Below are 18,135 nucleotides of genomic sequence, written 5' to 3' on the forward strand. Positions count from 1 at the left end.
TTCATCAATAATGAAAGGAATAAAACAATGAACAGGATATTCAAAAAACGACTAATCGTCGAGTCTATGCTGCTTACTTTTTGTGCTGCTCCCTATGCGCTGGCTGCATCTTTGGACTTGCCGACCACACCTTTGATTACCGGCTCCGCGGTAAAACCCAATATGATGCTGCTACTGGATAGTTCCGGTTCAATGTCCAATATTGTCGTTGATTTACCCTATGTTGAGTCAGATGCAAGCTTTGAATGTAATGAGGGTTATAAACTTACGAGTACTAATTCTGCAGTATCTGTGCGCATTCAGAGTGATGGGGACGTTTATTTTAACTATGGCGGCACAGAGTATGATTTTGGACAGGACTCCGCTAATGGCGCCTCGGGTAACAGTAAAAGATGTTTTGACGATGATCTTACTTATAACGAGGTCTACCTCTACGCAAATTCCGGCAGTTCTCCCCGTTCTCCCTCAGGTTATGCTTCGGCAGCTTATACAGGGGATTATTTAAACTGGTATTTTAATAGTGAAAACATTAATTTTGGAGCAGGTGCGAGAAAGAAACCTGGGACCTATACCCGTATGGAAGTTGCCAAAGTTTCTGCAAAAGATTTAATTAATGGATTGGACACTATTCGTGTCGGATTATCAGTTTACAATAACGGTGCCGGCGCCAAAATACTTTCCAATATGGCTGATTTGAGTCCCGAACAGAAAACAACATTAAATGGCAAGATTGATGCGATAAGCAACAGCGGTTCAACGCCATTAGCCGAGTCACTGCAGCATCTCGGGCGTTATTTTGCTTTAGGCGGTGAAAGCGAAAATCTAACCATTCATCCGGGGACTGCGGATCAGGCAAACGCTTCGGCAGATACCGTATTTGGTTCTTTACCCAGCTCTGATTCAGGCAGCTTAACCGCGCCCATTGAAGCGTGGTGTCAACAGAGCTTTATTGTGGCAATGACCGATGGCCTGCCTATGTCTGATACGACTATTCAGGCAACATTACAGGATTATGATGGTGACTGCTCCGGCGATAATCTCAGTAACTGTAATAGTGATGATAGAAAGAAAACCGGTTATACCTATTTATCGGGCGGATCCGATTACGCCGATGATGTGATTATGGCGATGCATGATATTGATCTGCGTCCTGATCTTGCTGAGGAAAAAAACAATGTAAGTACCTATGTCATTGGTTTTGCTGATGCGGCGTTAGATACCAATGCGCTAATGGTTGATATGGCAAGAGCGGGTACCGGAGGCGATGGCACATTGCTTACCGCAGCCAACAGTACGGACCTGCTCAAAGCGTTTCAAAGTGCTTCGCAAAACATATTTGCACAAGTTGCGGCAATGACCGCGGTATCATTTAATACCAGTGAATTAAGTGCAGATAGTGCGCTGTATCAGGCGGGTTTTAATACCGCGGGCTGGAAAGGCTCTCTAAAAGCCTTTGAATTAAGCGACGCCGGAGCCGTTGCAACGACAGCTTCCTGGGATGCCGGATCGTTGCTTGATGATATGGCCAGCGCGGATAGAAACATATTTACCTACACAGGCAGCAGCGGCATTGAATTTACCTCTGCCAATTTCGCTTCTTTAAGTACTGTTCAAAAGAACGATCTGCTGGTTGATGTTGATGGCGACGGTAGCAGCACTGACACGGATGCCAAGCAGTTATTAAATTATATTCGCGGAGATAAGAGCAATGAAGGCAGTGGTACCGGTAAGTACCGGGTTCGCTCCAACCGCCTCGGTGATATTGTCAACTCGACCTCGGTTTATGTGGGTAAGCCTTACTTAAACTGGCCGGATTATGGCTCAAATGATAAATTTGGCGCAACGGATAAGAATTATTCCGATTTTAAAACCGCCAAGGCCGGCAGAACGCCGATGATCTACGTTGGTGCCAATGATGGCATGCTGCATGGTTTTAATGCCGAACTAACGGGGACAAATAAGGGTAAAGAAAAGTTTGCTTATATACCTAACATGATCGCATCAAGTGCCAGTAGCGCCGGATTGCATTATCTGGCGGATAAGAGCTATGCGCACCAGTTTTATGTTGACCTAACGCCTATTGTCAGTGATGTTTATATCGGGGAAAAAGCTTCTTTAACGACTAAAGCCTGGCGCTCGGTATTGATTGGCGGATTGCGCAGTGGTGGTAAAGGGCTGTTTGCATTGGATGTCACGGATCCCGATAACTTTGGCGCAGACGATATCTTATGGGAGTTCGAGAGCACGGCGACAGGTGGCGATGAAGATTTTGGTTACAGCTACAGTAAACCAACGGTAGCCATGATGGCCAATGGTAAATGGGCGGTGATTGTCGGTAATGGTTATAACAATAGCGGAGATGGCAAAGCCAAGCTGTTTATTCTGTTTATCGAAGATGGTCTTGATGGCTGGGATAGCGGTGATTATATAGAAATTGATACAGGAGTGGGCGATACTACCACGCCAAACGGATTGTCCACACCTACTGTCGTGGATACAAATCACGACGGCGTAGCGGATCGTGTTTATGCCGGTGATCTGCAGGGTAATATGTGGGCATTTGATGTAAGCCATGCTAGTAACACAAACAACTGGGCAGTTGCTTATAAATCGGGAAATACACCTAAACCTTTATTTACCGCACGTAATGGCTTGAGTGAAGTTCAGCCCATTACCACCGCGCCATCAGTGACCAAAAATCCAAATCTATCCACAAAAATGAGTAATTCACCTAATCTTTTGGTGTTTTTCGGCACGGGTAAATACCTTGAAGCCAGCGATGTGTCGGGTAACCAGAATGAGATGAGTTATTACAGTGTATTAGATAATGGCTCAGGAATAAAAACGCGCAGCGGTCTTACGGAAAGAACCTTAACCACTACCGGTGGATTGCGTAAAATCAGCGGGAGTACCATAGATTGGAGCACGAAATCAGGTTGGTATATAGATCTGCCAGTCTCTGGGGAGCGAGTGATAAGCGACTCACTGGTGCGCAATAAAGTACTGTTTTTCAATACGGTTATTCCAAGTGGTGACGTCTGTTCATCGGGCGGCGAAAGCTGGCTGATGTCACTGAGCCTGGACACTGGTCTGGCGCCTAGTTATGCTGTTTTTGATGCTAATGGAGACGGCATAATTGACAGTAAAGACGCTCCCGCTACTCCTTCGAAAGATATAGATGGTGATGGCGATACTGATGCTGACGATGGCGATCTCGGTTACGTTGGTCAGTCTTTTGATAACGGCCTGGCTTCTGAATCCGGCATATTAGGGACGGTGCAATACACCGTGGGCAGTACCGGTATATTGGAAGAAAGAGATGTCTATGTTGGTGAAGGTTCTCAAGAGGGCAGGCTCTCCTGGCAGGAGCTGATCCGCGAATAATAAAGCTGACCGGCCACTTTCAGCAGTACTGAAGGTGCCTTGGCTATAACAATAATAACGGCAACCCCAACGGGGGAGGCCGGAAAGGAAGTAAAATGAACGTTAAAAAAGGATTCAGCCTGATCGAACTGATGATTGTGGTGGCGATTGTCGGTATATTGGCGATGGTAGCTTACCCTTCATACACGGACAGTGTTCGTCAATCGCGCCGTGCCGATGGACAAGCGGCTTTGCTGGGCCTGGCGCAGGCAATGGAACGTTTTTATACTACAAACGGCACCTACGTGGGCGCTGCATCGGGTGGCGTACCGACTATTTTTTCAACAAAAGCGCCAATAGATGGGTCAGATACCTACTATAACCTTAAAATTAATAGTGCCACTGGCAGCGCCTACGAGCTTGCCGCCGAAGCGGTTAATGCGCAGGCAGGTGATGGCACATTAACCTTAAAATCAACCGGCGAACGCAGTTGGTGATGTTAAGCTCAGCCGTCTGATCTAATTTGTAGGGTGCATTTATGCACCTTAAGCAACCATCATTCAGGTAAGCGACACATCATAACCGTTATGCGCTGGGCTAATACCAAATCCGATAATTATCTATTCATTTATGCTTGTTAAAATGAATGCTAGCTTCGTTATTGATTTTGCAATTAGAACAACTAGTTACTGCAATCAATGCCTTGCTTTCATCCGTTTTTTCTACGCCTAAATAGATCATCTAATTATCGGAATTGGTATAATTTTTCGCTCGCAACCCGCTGCTCACGACCGTCAGCAGGCAGCCGTCAGCTGATGCATTCATATATTTCAGGCAAAAAAATACCCGCTCGAAAGCAGGTATTTTTCTCATCTTAGTTTAACAAGCCGAATTATTCAGCTTCAACCACTTCGATGTTAACAATAGTAGATACGTCAGAGTGTACTGCTACAGCAATTTCGTATGAACCAGTGTTACGTAGAGCGCCTTCAGGAAGACGAACTTCACTTTTAACTACAGGTACACCAGCAGCTGTGATTGCATCAGCAATATCACGCGTACCGATTGAACCGAATAGTTTACCAGCATCACCAGCTTTAGAAGCGATAGTTACCACTTCTAATGCAGCTAAAGCTTCACCACGAGCTTGTGCAGCAGCAAGGTTAGCAGCTTGTTTAGCTTCTAATTCAGCACGACGTGCTTCAAAAGCTTCTAAGTTTGCTTTGTTTGCTGGAACAGCTTTTTGTTGTGGGAAAAGAAAGTTACGTGCGTAACCAGCTTTAACATTAACTTTATCACCAAGTTTACCAAGGTTAGCAACTGTATCTTGTAGAATAATTTCCATAATATATAGCTCCTATTTACTTGTGTAAATCTGTGTATGGTAATAGTGACAAGTAACGTGCACGTTTGATAGCGCGCGCTAGTTGGCGTTGGTATTTTGCACTTGTGCCAGTAATACGGCTAGGTACGATTTTACCACTTTCAGTGATGTAATTTTTTAACGTAACAACGTCTTTGTAATCAATTTCGCTAACACCTTCAGCAGTGAAGCGACAGAATTTACGACGGCGGAAGTAACGAGCCATGGTAGTTCCTCAAATTTGTTCTATGTACTGAGCATGCAACACTAATTTACCAGGCTTGTTTTTACTCTGGTGATAAGTGATAAAACCACTGACTCTAAGCTGCATACCTTTCGATAATTGATTTTTCAACTGACTAGCGAGTGTCCCACTTACTGCAACAGGCATATAACAAAATGTGTTGCGTGGTAATTCAGCTTCTTTTTGCATTGAACGATGTTCAATCACGAAATTGCAGTGTTCTATACCTGCAGGACTCTTTTTGAATGTGGGCTTTTCAGTCACTATTCCTGCAAGTCGCAAAAAGTTATCAGTCACTAAGTTTCTTATGCTTCAGCTGTCGCTTCTGCTTCTGGACGCGGTGCACGAGGAGCACGTTCAACACGCTCTTCTTTTGCTTTTGCTACTACAGATGCTTCAGTCACAGCAGCTTTAGTGCGCATGATCATGTTACGGATCACTGCATCGTTGAAACGGAAAGCAGTTTCCAAATCATCGATTACGCTTTGCTCAGCTTCGATATTCATAAGAACATAGTGTGCTTTGTGTAGTTTGTTGATTGGATAAGCCAGTTGACGGCGGCCCCAGTCTTCTAAACGATGAACTGTACCGCCAGCTTCTGTAATAGAAGTTGTGTAACGTTCAATCATACCATTAACTTGTTCACTCTGATCAGGGTGAACCATAAATACGATTTCATAATGACGCATATAAAAATCGCTCCTTACGGGTTAGTAGCTTCTTAATTTGGCTCAACCGTACCAATAGAAGCAAGGAACAAAAAGGGTGGTTGATTTAAGGCGAGAAAGTGTACAGTTTAGTCAACCCGGACGCAAGCGATGTTTTGCTAATAATAAAGATATTTTTAATAATAAAGTTCGAACAGTTTTAGCTGGCCATAACGCGTTGATGAATAGGATGTTCTGAATCAAAAGCACAACACAGTTAAGGTTGATTTTAACAAGCTGGAAGGATCAAATTTTTTTTTCCTTTGGTATATACCCATGATATTTCAAGATGCAAAGCCAGCAAGGAAAACCGTGCCGAGATGCTAACTCATTTTGAAATTGTCAGGTAGTTACTCAATGTATTAGTTATCTGTTTGGGGCCGCGGCTTCAGCCGCGCAATCATCAAGCTCGGCTAAAACCGAGGCCCCGTGGAGGCGTTCTGTATAATAGACAGTACGGAATTGCATAAAAGACCTGATAACTTTTCACTAAGTATTTAGGCATAAAATTGAAGTAACATGGGTATAAGCATTGCATCTGTGCGGTTAATATTTACAATAGCGGCTATTTTTCTGTTTAATTTTTGATCGATCGGCTTTTTGTGTTAGCCGATATTATTGTTATGAGTACACCTTGTTGAATTCGAAATTCTTTATTATTTTACTGATTAATATCATCGCGCTGGTGGCGTTGAATTTTTCACTCTCTGCGGATGATAGAGAAGAAGCGCGGCCAACTGCAATTGTTGAAACTGACCCCGTTGTCGTTGTTGAGCCGCAGACTGAGGTCGAGTCGCCAGCCTTGGCTGCTGTAAAAAAAGAAAGTGCAAACGCGGCAGCGCAACTGGCGCAGGAAAAACAGACAAATGCTGAAAAACTGGCATTGCTAACGACGCAACTGGCAGCGCTGCAGGAAGACAATAAGAGATTAGCGGCGCAACTTAATAACCTTGACAGTGAACTGCTCGAAAAAGAGGGGTATATTTCTGCCCTGAAAAAAAATAACCGCGAACTTAAACGGGCGCAGGAGGAGCACTCTCAGCTGCTGGCGTCAGAAGCCGATTTACTGAAAACGAATATTCAGCGTCAGCCGGATCTGCTCAAAACGAAACCACCGGCCGACATTGTCGAAGAAACAGAGCAGATCGATCAGGTTGTGCTTGCCAGTGAACCGGAGGGGGATCTTTCCGGGGCGGTGGAGTTCGGTTTTTCCTATGCGCAGGATAACCAGGTAACCCGCGCGATGAATGGCCGCCTTATTCTCAATTATGCCGTCCCTGATTTATACACCCTGAACAGTAATTTAAAGTTTGAGCTTGAAGAGGAAGATGATGAGATGGCCACCGAAAAATATCGCTGGCAGCTGCAGGGGGACTACTATCTAGATCCGCGCAACTCCATTTTTGCCCGTAGCGATTTGCAGCGCAGTCAATTTGCCAGTTATGATAAAGAGGATGTTTATACTCTGGGTTATGGCCGGATTGTCTTTGCGCTGCCTAGGCATAAATTTAATATCGAAATCGGCCCCGGTTACCGTATGGCAGTTCCTAACGTGGGGGAAGATGCTGTTTCGGCTGATGAATTTATCGTGCGCGGCCTGGCTAATTACGAACGTATATTGTCCGAGTCGCTGCAGGTTAAAATGGGCGCAGTGATGGAAGTAGGGCGGGAAAACAGTACCTACGGGGTGACCTTTAAAGCGCAGAACAAAATTTATCGCGAACTCTATTTGATTTTCAATTTTGAATATGAATACACAGAAAACGTGCCCGTAGACACGTTAAATCAGGAAGTTACTTCAGGGCTGACATTGATGTATGCGTTTTAACTGCAGCGGTCAGCTTTCAGTCGTGAGTCATGAGTAATCAGTAATCAGCTGATAGCCGACAACTCACAACTGACAACTGACCACTGACCACTTAGTTAACGTCGTTGACGAACCACTTCAAATAAACAGATTCCCGTTGCAACAGAGACATTTAAACTGGAAACGGCACCGGCCATCGGCAGCTTAATCAGCTGATCACAATGCTCGCGGGTTAAACGGCGCAGTCCTTTACCTTCCGCGCCCATTGCCAGTGCGATACCGCCCTGCAGTGTACAGTCATAGATGCTCTGCTCCGCTTCACCGGCGGTGCCGTAGATCCAGATCCCTTTATCCTGCAGGTCACGCATTGCGCGGGCCAGGTTGGTCACGTGAATAAGCGGAATAGACTCCGCCGCACCGCAGGCTACTTTACGCACCACAGGGGTTAAACTTGCGGAGTTATCTTTTGGAATAATCACCGCATGCACACCAGCTGCTTCCGCACTGCGTAAACAGGCGCCTAAATTATGCGGATCGGTGACACCGTCTAAAATCAGTAAAAATGGCGGGACGTCCAATTCATTTAAAATCGGCTCCAAATCATTGTCGGTCAGTACTTTGGCCGCCTTGATGCGGGCAATAATCCCCTGGTGCTGTTCACCCTCTGATTTATCATCCAGTGCCTTACGCTGCATAAACTGTACCGATACCCCCCATTCGCGTGCCTTGTTGAGCACATCATTGAGACGTTCATCATCACGTCCTTTTAAGGCGTAGACTTCAATCACACGCTCCGGTTGTCTTTCCAGTAGGGCATCAACGGCATGCATACCGTAAATCAATTCACTCTTGCTCATTCTTTTCTCTAATCTAATTTATTAATAATAGGGTTCAGCCGTCAGCCGTCAGCTTTCCAGATTTTTTAGCCTTTATTCGCTTTCGCTCTGGCGCGCTCGGCGCGGCCGGGACGTTTCTTTTTACTGGTTGTTTTTTTCTTTTTCGATGTTGCGGTATTTTTTTCACCCTGTTTGATCTTTTTTTTCTTTTTCGACTTATTGTTTTTTTTCTGCTGCTGTTCAGCGGTTTCCTGATCAATCTCGCGGATCAGCGGCTGGTCGCTCTGTTTAGGCGCTTTTTTATCCCCGGCTTTGCCACTCGCGCGGCGGTCCATCGGGCGCTCTTTTGCAGAAGATGCCGTGCGTCGGGCACGTTTGCGTTGTCCTGCCGCTTCCTGATCGGCTAATTCAAAATCAATCTTTTTATCATCTAAGTTAACCGATAATACTTTCACTTCCAGCGTATCACCGATCCGGTAGGTGCGTCCGGTGCGCTCACCTTTTAAGGTCTGCTTACCGGCATCAAAGATATAATAATCAGAAAGTAAACTGGTAACATGCACTAAGCCATCAATATGAATATCATTCAGGCGCACAAAGAAACCAAAGTTGGTCACCGCTGCGATGGTACCGACCATCACATCACCAATATGATCCTGCATATATTCGCACTTAAGCGCATCTGCAACATCACGGGTCGCATCATCGGCGCGACGTTCAGTCATTGAGCAGTGTTCACCTAAAAAGCCCATTTCATCGTGCTGATAGTGGAAACCGCCGGTATTGGTCCATTTTGCTTTTAACTGCCCCTTTTCCTGACGGGCAATCACATACTTGATAGCGCGATGTAAAATCAGATCCGGGTAACGGCGAATCGGCGAGGTGAAATGCGCGTACTCTTCAAGCGCCAAACCGAAGTGGCCGAGATTTTCATCCTGATACACGGCCTGTTTCATGGAGCGTAATAACATGGTTTGTAACAGCTCGCTGTCTTCCCGACCAACAAATGCTTCCGCCAGGGTTGCATAATCCCCCGGTGCCGGTTTATCGCCGCCGCCCAGACTTAAGCCCAGCTCTGCCAGAAACGACCGGAAATTCACTAACTTCTCTTCACTGGGGGTTTCATGAACACGGTACAGAGCAGCAGCTTCAGCACTGGAAATTAAACGCGCCGCGGCAACGTTTGCCTGGATCATGCATTCTTCGATGATTTTATGGGCATCGTTACGCACTAACGGCACAATCGATTCTATTTTACGGTTCTGATCGAAAATAAAACGGGTTTCCAGCGTTTCAAACTCCATGCCACCGCGAATATGGCGCGCTTTTTTAAAGGCTTTATAGAGGTGTTCGAGCTCCTCGATATGCGGCACTAATGTCTTGTAATGTTCACGCAGCGCCTGATCACCTTCTAAAATGGCGGCCACTTTGGTATAGGTAAAGCGCGCGTGGGAGTTCATCACCGCTTCATAAAATTTATAGTCAGTTAACAGCCCCTTTTTAGAAATAACCATTTCGCTGACCATACATAAACGGTCTACCTGCGGATTTAGCGAACATAACCCGTTGGATAATATTTCCGGCAGCATCGGGACAACCTGATCCGGAAAATACACCGAATTACCGCGGTTAATCGCTTCTTTATCTAAAATGGTGCCGTGGCGGACATAATAACTGACATCGGCAATTGCAACCCATAAACGCCAGCCGCCATCAGCTTCACGCTGACAATAAACGGCATCATCAAAATCCCGCGCATCTTCACCATCTATAGTTACCAGAGGCAGTTGACGCAGATCTACGCGGCCCTTGTACGCTTCTTCAGGTACCACTTCGCCAATGGTTTTTAATTCTTCATCTAAACCTTCAGGCCATTGATGGGGAATATCATGGGTACGCAGGGCAATTTCAACTTCCATGCCCGGCTGCATCTCCTGACCTAATACTTCGGTGATTTTACCCTGTGCGGTAAAACGCGGTTTGGGACGATGGATAATTTCCACCACCACGATTTGTCCGTGGCGGGCACCGAGATTGTGCTCTTTGTTGATAATAATATCGTGATTGATACGGGAGTCATCGGGTACCACCACGGCGATACCATCTTCAACAAAATAACGGCCGACAATCGGCTCCGGACGCTCTTCCAATAAACGTACAAAACGTGCTTCGGTGCGGCCACGTGCATCAACCTTCACCGGTTGCGCCAGAATGCGATCGCCATGGAATAGGGTGCGCATCTGATGTGCGGGTAAAAACAGATCATCTGTATGGTCGTCGACTTTCAAGAAGCCAAATCCATCTTTATGTCCAATGACCTTACCTTTAACCAGATTTAACTTATCAGGCAGGGCATAGGTTGCATTGCGGCACCAGACTAACTGCCCGTCACGTTCCATTGCTTTTAAACGACGGCGTAATCCTTCCGCCTCCTCTTCACTGCTTAAAGAGAATGCCTTAAACAATGCATCGCGGCTGACGGGCTTCGCCTGTTTGGCTAAATAGGCGAGAATAAATTCACGGCTTGGTACCGGATGTTCGTAAGTTTGTGATTCGCGATCGAAGAACGGATCCTGGGTCATAGTTGAAGACTCTTTTATGAAGAAATTAATCAAAGTATATCTGAAAAAGCCCAAAGCATCCGATTAAAGTTTATCCAAGTGGTTAAAAATTATAAAAAATAGTGAAAAAAATTAAAAAAGTTGTAGAAAACACTAGACAGCTTCTCCAACAATAAGTATTATCCGCGCCACGCTAAAGACGTGAGCACCCGTAGCTCAGCTGGATAGAGCGTTGCCCTCCGGAGGCAAAGGTCACAGGTTCGACTCCTGTCGGGTGCGCCATTTTTCGGAAGATAACGGTCAGGTCAATAGCGTAAAAGAAGTATTAGTGGCGGATGTAGCTCAGTTGGTAGAGCCCCGGATTGTGATTCCGGTTGTCGCGGGTTCAATCCCCGTCATTCGCCCCATCTTTTCTTGATGTAAAACTAGATACTCGGTGATTAGCGCAGCTTGGTAGCGCATCTGGTTTGGGACCAGAGGGTCAGAGGTTCGAATCCTCTATCACCGACCACTTTAGAAAAGCCCGTAACGCTTCAATGTGTTACGGGCTTTTTGCATTCTACGGACCGGTGATTAGCGCAGCTTGGTAGCGCATCTCCAGTGCCTGGTAGAGAGCGGGACCAGAGGGTCAGAGGTTCGCGGAAAAGATTGCTCAAAGACAAAGCTGGCGCTTGAAAAGATTGCTCAAAGACAAAGCTGTCGCTTGAAAACAGTGCTCAAAGACAAAGCAGCAGCGCTGTATAGCGATCTTTGATGTGATCGCTCAGCACATGGTTTTTCCGCGGTGGCTGGCGGATAAACGCCATAACTACCCGGCTATTTCACTTATTAAATTAAAATAAGAAATTAACTATACCTCACTTAGTGGCGCTCTCCCTCTCCATTGGATCACGATCAAGCCAAGCATAATTACAATACCAAGCATTCCAATACCGAAAGGGTTGAGCAAGATAAGTGGGATAGTCAACATGGCTAAAAATCTTTCCAAAGCCGAAAGAGCACGTAATAAGTAGCCTTCTATGACCACGGCAATAGCGATAATAATCGTCAGTGTTTGAACAATGGAATAAACTAAATCCACGACACCTGCACCGGGGTTTGCCAAATTCGTATACGCCATCATGATTGGAATAATGAAAAAACCACCCGCCAATTTAAACGCCTCAACGGAGGATTTTATTGGGTTTGCATTCGCCACACCTGCACCTGCAAAGGCGGCTAGGGCAATAGGTGGAGTCACATTCGATGTTTGTGATAACCAGAAAACAATGAGATGCGCGGTGAGTAATGGTAACCCGAAGTCACTGAGCATAGGTACTACCATAATCGCCAATACAATGTAAGCTGCCGTTACCGGTAGACCCATGCCTAACACCATGGCCACAATGCTGACCAGGGCAAGTGCTATTAACAGATGACCGCCTGAAAAATCCATCACAAACTGGGTGAATTGCAAACCAATACCTGTTTGCCCGACGACACCAACGATGATCCCTGCCGCACCACAGGCTGCTGATATAGGTAACGCCAGAAGCGCACCGTTCTTCATGCCCTCACAGAATTTACGAAAACCAATTCTGCTGTGTTTACGCAGCGCAGCGGTTAATAAAATAGCTGCGCAACCAGCAACTCCCACCAACAATGGTGAATACGACATCATCAATAAGGTAGTAATTAATAGCAGCGGAATTAAATAATGCGCACCATCTTTCATTACCCGGAGAACCGCCTCAGTCCGGCCCATTGATTTTAGGTTTAACTTGCACGCCATTAGGTGTACATACAGCAAAGTACAGAAGAAATACAAAATAGCAGGTGCTATAGAGGCGAGCATGATGTCGCTATAGGGTACACCGGTAAATTGTGCCATCACAAAGGCGCCCGCTCCCATGATAGGGGGCATGATTTGCCCGCCTGTAGAGGCTGCGGCTTCAATGCCTGCGGCTTGTTCTGGCTTGTAGCCCAACTTTTTCATCATCGGAATGGTGATAGAGCCGGTGGTTACGGTATTTGCAATGGCAGAGCCGGAAATAGAGCCTAGCCCGGCAGAGGCTAATACCGCAGCTTTGGCAGGTCCTCCACGATATTTTCCGGCAATAGAAAATGACAAATCGATAAAGAATTTACCGGCGCCGGTCACTTCTAAAAAAGCACCAAACAAGACAAAGATAAATACCGTTGTCGCCGCGATGCCCAATGCGGAGCCAAATACACCGTTCGCTGAGAATATTTGAAACTGAATAAGCTCCTGCAGTGAATAGGCTTTAATCGCAACGCCGCTGGGTAACATGTCACCAAATGCACTGTAACTCAAAAACAACAGCGAGATGAAGACCATCACCCAACCAACGGTTCGGCGACACCCTTCCATCAGTAATACAAGTAATCCGCACCCTGCAATCATATCAGGCAGTTTCAAGCCGTAAAACAGATAGTTAATGTCGTTATAATCAAATATCGACAGTCGATAGCCAGCAAAAATAATCAGCCCGCACAGGACAAGATCGATTATTCGTCCAACAAGATAGAGTCGGCTATCCCGGTCACTGATTAATGGATAATGTAAGAAGATAAGGACAAGCACCCAGCAAAGGTGGATAGGCCGAAAATAGGTTGCAGAAATAGTAGAGCTCACCCCCTGCCAGATTTGAAATATCGACAGGGCGATCGCAATTCCCAATATCATAAATCCCAAAACCTTTACGGTTTTCTCATAACCTAAGTCATGGCAAAGAGCTTGACCGTTATCGCTAGTAATATTCATATTAATGTCCGCAGGTGAGAGTCACAACAACAAGGAATGAAAGCTAAGCAGAGCACTCAGCGCTTTAGTTGGTGAGTGAAGCAAAGTATTTTTGTGCACCGGCATGAAGTGGCACGCTTTGTAAACGCGTCGCATTTTCCGGTGTCGTCATCTCCGCCATTTTTACCACTTTACGAATGTCATCGATATTTTCAAAGGCCGTTTTGGTTAAGTTATAGGCCATGTCATCGCTCATTGTTGCGTTAACCACAAGCACGTTCCATACGCTTAATGTCGCTACTGCATCAACATTGTTATAAACGCCGGCTGGCATATCGTAGCTGCTGTAGGCGGGGTATTTATTCATAAAGGCCGCACTTTCTTGTTCAGTAATCGAAAGTAGCTTAATTTTGTGTGTTAAAGCAATTTGCGTTACTGCGCCAAGCCCTTGCCCGCCAACCATAAAGCCGGCATCGATTTGGCCATTAGCCAGGGCATTTGAGGTTTCTGAGTAGTTTAAGTAAACCGCATCAATGTCTTTTTTCACGTCAATACCGATAGACTCAAATAAAGATGCCGCAGTAACCGCCGTACCGCTTGCCGGCGCGCCCAGGGAGATGCGTTTACCCTTTAATTGTGCTAAAGAGGTAATACCAGACTTTTCGAGGGTTAAGATGTGCACTAGATTTGGATAGAGAGCGAACAGGGTTTTTACCGGCATTTTGGCCGGAAACTTACCCTCGCCCTGATAGGCATCAAGTACCACGCTCCCCATCGCGATACCGGCTATCATATCGCCACGAACTACTTTAATGGTGTTCTCTACCGACGCGGCGGTCACTTCTGCCGTTACGTTCACATCAGGTACATTTTCAGACCACACTTTAGCAAGGGCACCACCAAATGGGTAATAAATACCACTCTGCCCACCAGTACCAATTGAGTAGTTTTCAGCATTTACTGCCGCAGGAAAGATAAATAATAAAGCCAACATTAAGTTTCGTTTCAGCATGATCATCTCCGGGTTCGTTGAGCTATCTTGGGATTTAAAATAGATCTATCATTTTTGAGTACATTACGTGCGGTGCAGTTTAAGTCAAATAAGCAACATAAGAAATGTGAACAAGATGTTAAATTTTATTTGTATTTTATAACATCATGCTAAATTATTGAACCAATAAAATTCAAGGCATGCCTTTTGTTCTTTTAAATCAGTCTATTAAATATGTGCGGTTGATTTGACTAAGCATTTTTTTTATTTATGCTTTTAACTATTTGATCTTTCTGATGAGAATAACAAGCACGCTAAGAAACGCGTCACTAGAGCGCCATATAGTTTAAAAAAACAGCACCAGCGAGAGCCTGAAAATCGCTCATTCTGCGTTGTGTCAGCTCGAAAGAGATCTCTATTCCTTCGCTAACACGCCTTGCCAGAGCGATTTTCAGTCAGCTCTGGCGTTCGTTTTTTAAACTATATGGTGCTCTAGCTTCAACGCAAAAATATGCGGAAATAAGGGGATTGTATCGACTGGCTTATCCGGAGTTGAGGTTATTTATTCGCCTTGGCTCTCTGCGCTTGTTTTATCGCCTGTTTTTTAGCGCGGTTGTTTTCTATCAGGCTAAGCGCTTCATTGCCGATATGGCTCTGGCCGCGCTGCTTCGCTAGACGTACCTGCTTTTCACGTTGTGCAAAACGCTGCTTTTGCTGCTCGCTTAACTGATCATGGCAGTGATGACAGCAAATTCCTTCCTGATACTTAGGCGATTGTTTATCCGCTTCGGTAATAGGTAAGCGGCAGCCGTGACATTGATCGTATTGCCCTTTTTCCAGCTGGTGGTTGACGGAAACACGATTGTCAAAGACAAAACATTCGCCCTGCCACATACTCTCTTCCTGTGGTACTTCCTCAAGGTATTTTAATACCCCGCCTTCAAGGTGGTAGACCTCGTCAAAGCCCTGCTCTTTGAGATATGCCGTAGACTTTTCACAGCGGATACCCCCGGTACAGAACATCGCCACCTTTTTATTGATGCCTGGGTCCAGATTGTCTTTAACGTATTGCGGGAACTCTCTGAAGTTGGTGGTTTTAGGATCAACGGCGTTTTTAAAGGTACCGATACTGATTTCATAATCATTTCGTGTATCCACCAACAGCACATCCGGATCACTGATTAAGGCATTCCAGTCTTTGGGCTTAACGTAACTGCCGACGGTTTTTTGCGGATCAATGCCTTCCACGCCCATGGTGACAATCTCTTTTTTGAGTTTGACTTTAGTGCGGTAAAAGGGATTTTCCTGATCAAAAGACTCTTTACAGGTGAGGTTGCTCAGACGCGGATCGGACTTTAACCAGCTGATTAGGGTATCAATCCCTTCGCGACTGCCGGCAACGGTGCCATTAATCCCTTCGCGGGCTAATAATAACGTCCCTTTGATATTATTAGACTGCATGACGGCTAATAATGGGGCCTGGATTTGTTGATAATCATCTAAGGTGACAAAGCGGTATAATGCACAGACAACTGTGTTTGACATGTTTTTTCCTCGTAGCTGACTGAAACGTAAATTCAGCGCTTGGGTTTAGTTAATGTGACATTATACGAAGATTTGTTAATGGTGCAAACAATCGCCTAACAATTTATTAACAGAGGTTGTCCGCCTGCTCTGTTGTTTTTTCGATTTGCTCCTGACGTAAAAAAAGGTGCTAAGATTGTTATATCTAATATATGCAGCTGGACATTTTTTATTCTACTTAGTAGGTTAGAACCATTGATAATTTTAACGGGGAATGATCATGAAAAAATTAATCATCAGCTTAATCTGTACGGCCAGTCTGTTAACGGCGGCCACAACAGCGAATGCAGCTAAATTTGGTTTTGGTTTTGACCAGGGATTTGGTCTGGCAGGGCAGTTGGATAATGTCAACGCATTTATCGGTAATGACGGAATCAGCGCTGATTATATCTTTGAGCAGGGGTCATTCAGAAATGATATCCCTTTTAATTATTATGTCGGGGCCGGCGCCTTTGTTGACTGGGATGGTGATGAGCTGGGCGTGCGCGTACCCCTTGGTGTGACCTTCCCATTTGCGGCAAAATGGGATCTCTATGGGCAGGTTTCTCCGCACCTTGCACATCGCGACAAACAGGATGATGTTAAATTTGGTGCAAGTGCCGCTGTGGGAGTGCGCTACGAATTTTAATCACTACCGGGTAATAAATTAGAAGGGCGAGAGCCCTTTTTGTCTATCTGCAGCCCAATTTTATACTTTGTTACAAATCATTCCTGTCAATAATCCCGGACAAATGGAGAATCAAACTCCATTTCATTAAGGAGTCTATAGATGAGTACAGTTAAAAAAGTGTCAATGGCTGCACAAGGGCCTGAATTTTCTCAGTTGGTGCAGGGATACTGGCGCCTTGGTGCCTGGAATATGAGTACGCAGGCGCGCTTAAGTTTTATTAAGCAGCATATCGAAATGGGGATCAGCACGGTGGATCATGCCGCAATTTACGACGCCGGACACTGCGAAACCCTGTTCGGCCAGGCATTAAAACTGGATCCCGGCGTTCGCCAGCAAATTGAAATTGTTTCCAAGTTCGGCATTAACGGCATCCCTGCAAGCGCTACGGAAAAGCGCGTTTCTCATTATGACAGCAGTAAACAAGCTATTTTAACTTCCACTGAAAACTCCTTAAAACGCCTGGGCGTAGAGCAGCTGGATGTTTTACTGGTACACCGCCCTGATTTTTTAATGGATGCAGATCAGGTGGCAGAGGCCTTTGGCGCATTAAACCAGAGCGGTAAAGTAAAACACTTCGGGGTGTCTAACTTTACCACTGCGCAGTTTGATCTGTTGCAGTCCCGTTTAGAAGCGCCGCTGGTGACTAATCAGGTTGAACTCAACCCGATAAACTTTGAGGTAGTGGCCGACGGAACACTGGATCAGCTGCAGCAGTACCGAGTGCGTCCGATGGCGTGGTCATGCCTGGCGGGGGGCAGAATTTTCAGCGCTGCGACAGAGCAGGCGGTGCGCTTGCGTATCACCTTATCTGAACTGGCCGAAGAGCTCGGCGCGCAGTCGATTGATCAGGTGATTTATGCCTGGGTATTAAAACATCCGTCAAATCCGGTTGCGCTATTGGGCACCGGGAATATACAGCGGGTCAGAGATGCCGTCGCTGCTTTAGCGCTGCAGATGAATCATGAGCAGTGGTATCGTATCTGGGTAGCGTCGAAAGGTTTTGCTGTGCCGTAGCCGGGGGATAAATTACAGGGTCTCTTTCAGACCCCGTACATAGCGCTGAATCAGGCAGTTAAAAAGGACGTAAAAATTCCGACTACTGCCTTTAATTAAACAAAATACGCTAATACCAAATCCGATAATTATCTATTCATTCATGCTTGTTAAAATGAATGCTAGCTAGACATAAAACTACGTTTTAGTCTTTGTTATTGATTTTGTAATTAGAACAACTAGTTACTGCAATCAATGCCTTGCTTTCATCCA

14 protein-coding genes and 3 tRNA genes are annotated in these 18,135 nt (G+C 45.6%); 8 read left to right on the forward strand and 9 right to left on the reverse strand.

What is annotated here, in order from left to right:
• Positions 1-27 precede the first annotated feature (27 nt).
• Together ABZA00_RS03085 and ABZA00_RS03090 are read left to right on the forward strand one after the other, a co-directional pair.
• On the forward strand, positions 28-3,384 hold the full coding sequence (locus ABZA00_RS03085) for a pilus assembly protein (protein ID WP_372880682.1): 3,357 nt from the start codon (positions 28-30) through the stop codon (positions 3,382-3,384).
• 95 nt (positions 3,385-3,479) lie between these two features.
• Positions 3,480-3,860, forward strand: a complete 381-nt coding sequence (locus ABZA00_RS03090) for a type IV pilin protein (RefSeq protein ID WP_372880683.1) — start codon at positions 3,480-3,482, stop codon at positions 3,858-3,860.
• A gap of 395 nt (positions 3,861-4,255) precedes the next feature.
• Here ABZA00_RS03090 and rplI read toward each other — a convergent pair whose 3' ends face one another.
• From rplI to rpsF, 4 genes are read right to left on the reverse strand one after another with little or no spacing between them, the layout of a single operon-like run.
• Entirely contained in the window at positions 4,256-4,708 is a 453-nt protein-coding gene (gene rplI / locus ABZA00_RS03095) for a 50S ribosomal protein L9 (RefSeq protein WP_372880684.1), read from the reverse strand.
• A gap of 16 nt (positions 4,709-4,724) precedes the next feature.
• Positions 4,725-4,952, reverse strand: a complete 228-nt coding sequence (gene rpsR / locus ABZA00_RS03100) for a 30S ribosomal protein S18 (protein ID WP_019613652.1) — start codon at positions 4,950-4,952, stop codon at positions 4,725-4,727.
• A 9-nt stretch (positions 4,953-4,961) separates the two neighbouring features.
• A complete protein-coding gene (gene priB, locus ABZA00_RS03105) occupies positions 4,962-5,267 on the reverse strand; it encodes a primosomal replication protein N (RefSeq protein WP_372880685.1) in 306 nt (101 codons plus the stop codon).
• 8 nt (positions 5,268-5,275) lie between these two features.
• Positions 5,276-5,659, reverse strand: coding sequence for a 30S ribosomal protein S6 (gene rpsF / locus ABZA00_RS03110; protein ID WP_372880686.1), 384 nt, complete (start codon positions 5,657-5,659; stop codon positions 5,276-5,278).
• A gap of 652 nt (positions 5,660-6,311) precedes the next feature.
• Here rpsF and ABZA00_RS03115 point away from each other — a divergent pair.
• A complete protein-coding gene (locus tag ABZA00_RS03115) occupies positions 6,312-7,505 on the forward strand; it encodes a DUF481 domain-containing protein (RefSeq protein WP_372880687.1) in 1,194 nt (397 codons plus the stop codon).
• Between the two features lie 95 nt (positions 7,506-7,600).
• On the opposite strand, the gene rlmB is transcribed toward ABZA00_RS03115, so the two are convergent.
• Positions 7,601-8,341, reverse strand: coding sequence for a 23S rRNA (guanosine(2251)-2'-O)-methyltransferase RlmB (gene rlmB / locus ABZA00_RS03120; protein ID WP_372880688.1), 741 nt, complete (start codon positions 8,339-8,341; stop codon positions 7,601-7,603).
• A gap of 65 nt (positions 8,342-8,406) precedes the next feature.
• Complete coding sequence (gene rnr, locus ABZA00_RS03125; RefSeq protein WP_372880689.1) at positions 8,407-10,902, reverse strand: ribonuclease R; 2,496 nt, start codon at positions 10,900-10,902, stop codon at positions 8,407-8,409.
• Between the two features lie 184 nt (positions 10,903-11,086).
• On the opposite strand from rnr, the gene ABZA00_RS03130 reads away from it, so the two are divergent.
• The 3 genes from ABZA00_RS03130 to ABZA00_RS03140 all read left to right on the forward strand — a co-directional run bounded on the left by ABZA00_RS03130 (position 11,087) and on the right by ABZA00_RS03140 (position 11,392).
• Positions 11,087-11,163, forward strand: a tRNA-Arg gene (locus ABZA00_RS03130).
• A 49-nt stretch (positions 11,164-11,212) separates the two neighbouring features.
• A tRNA-His gene (locus ABZA00_RS03135) sits at positions 11,213-11,288 on the forward strand.
• A gap of 27 nt (positions 11,289-11,315) precedes the next feature.
• Positions 11,316-11,392 (forward strand) — tRNA-Pro (locus tag ABZA00_RS03140).
• Positions 11,393-11,731: 339 nt separating this feature from the next.
• On the opposite strand, the gene ABZA00_RS03145 is transcribed toward ABZA00_RS03140, so the two are convergent.
• The 3 genes from ABZA00_RS03145 to ABZA00_RS03155 all read right to left on the reverse strand — a co-directional run bounded on the left by ABZA00_RS03145 (position 11,732) and on the right by ABZA00_RS03155 (position 16,160).
• Positions 11,732-13,645, reverse strand: coding sequence for a TRAP transporter permease (locus tag ABZA00_RS03145; protein WP_372880690.1), 1,914 nt, complete (start codon positions 13,643-13,645; stop codon positions 11,732-11,734).
• A gap of 64 nt (positions 13,646-13,709) precedes the next feature.
• Positions 13,710-14,636 (reverse strand): TAXI family TRAP transporter solute-binding subunit, encoded by a 927-nt coding sequence (locus ABZA00_RS03150; RefSeq protein WP_372880691.1) that lies wholly within the window; start codon positions 14,634-14,636, stop codon positions 13,710-13,712.
• Between the two features lie 537 nt (positions 14,637-15,173).
• A complete protein-coding gene (locus ABZA00_RS03155) occupies positions 15,174-16,160 on the reverse strand; it encodes a rhodanese-related sulfurtransferase (RefSeq protein WP_372880692.1) in 987 nt (328 codons plus the stop codon).
• Between the two features lie 259 nt (positions 16,161-16,419).
• On the opposite strand from ABZA00_RS03155, the gene ABZA00_RS03160 reads away from it, so the two are divergent.
• On the forward strand, positions 16,420-16,827 hold the full coding sequence (locus ABZA00_RS03160; protein ID WP_372880693.1) for a hypothetical protein: 408 nt from the start codon (positions 16,420-16,422) through the stop codon (positions 16,825-16,827).
• Positions 16,828-16,968: 141 nt separating this feature from the next.
• Positions 16,969-17,883, forward strand: a complete 915-nt coding sequence (locus tag ABZA00_RS03165; protein ID WP_372880694.1) for an aldo/keto reductase family oxidoreductase — start codon at positions 16,969-16,971, stop codon at positions 17,881-17,883.
• Positions 17,884-18,135 lie beyond the last annotated feature (252 nt).

The organism is Psychromonas sp. (genome assembly GCF_041586535.1).
In the GTDB taxonomy this organism is placed as follows: Bacteria; Pseudomonadota; Gammaproteobacteria; order Enterobacterales; family Psychromonadaceae; genus Psychromonas.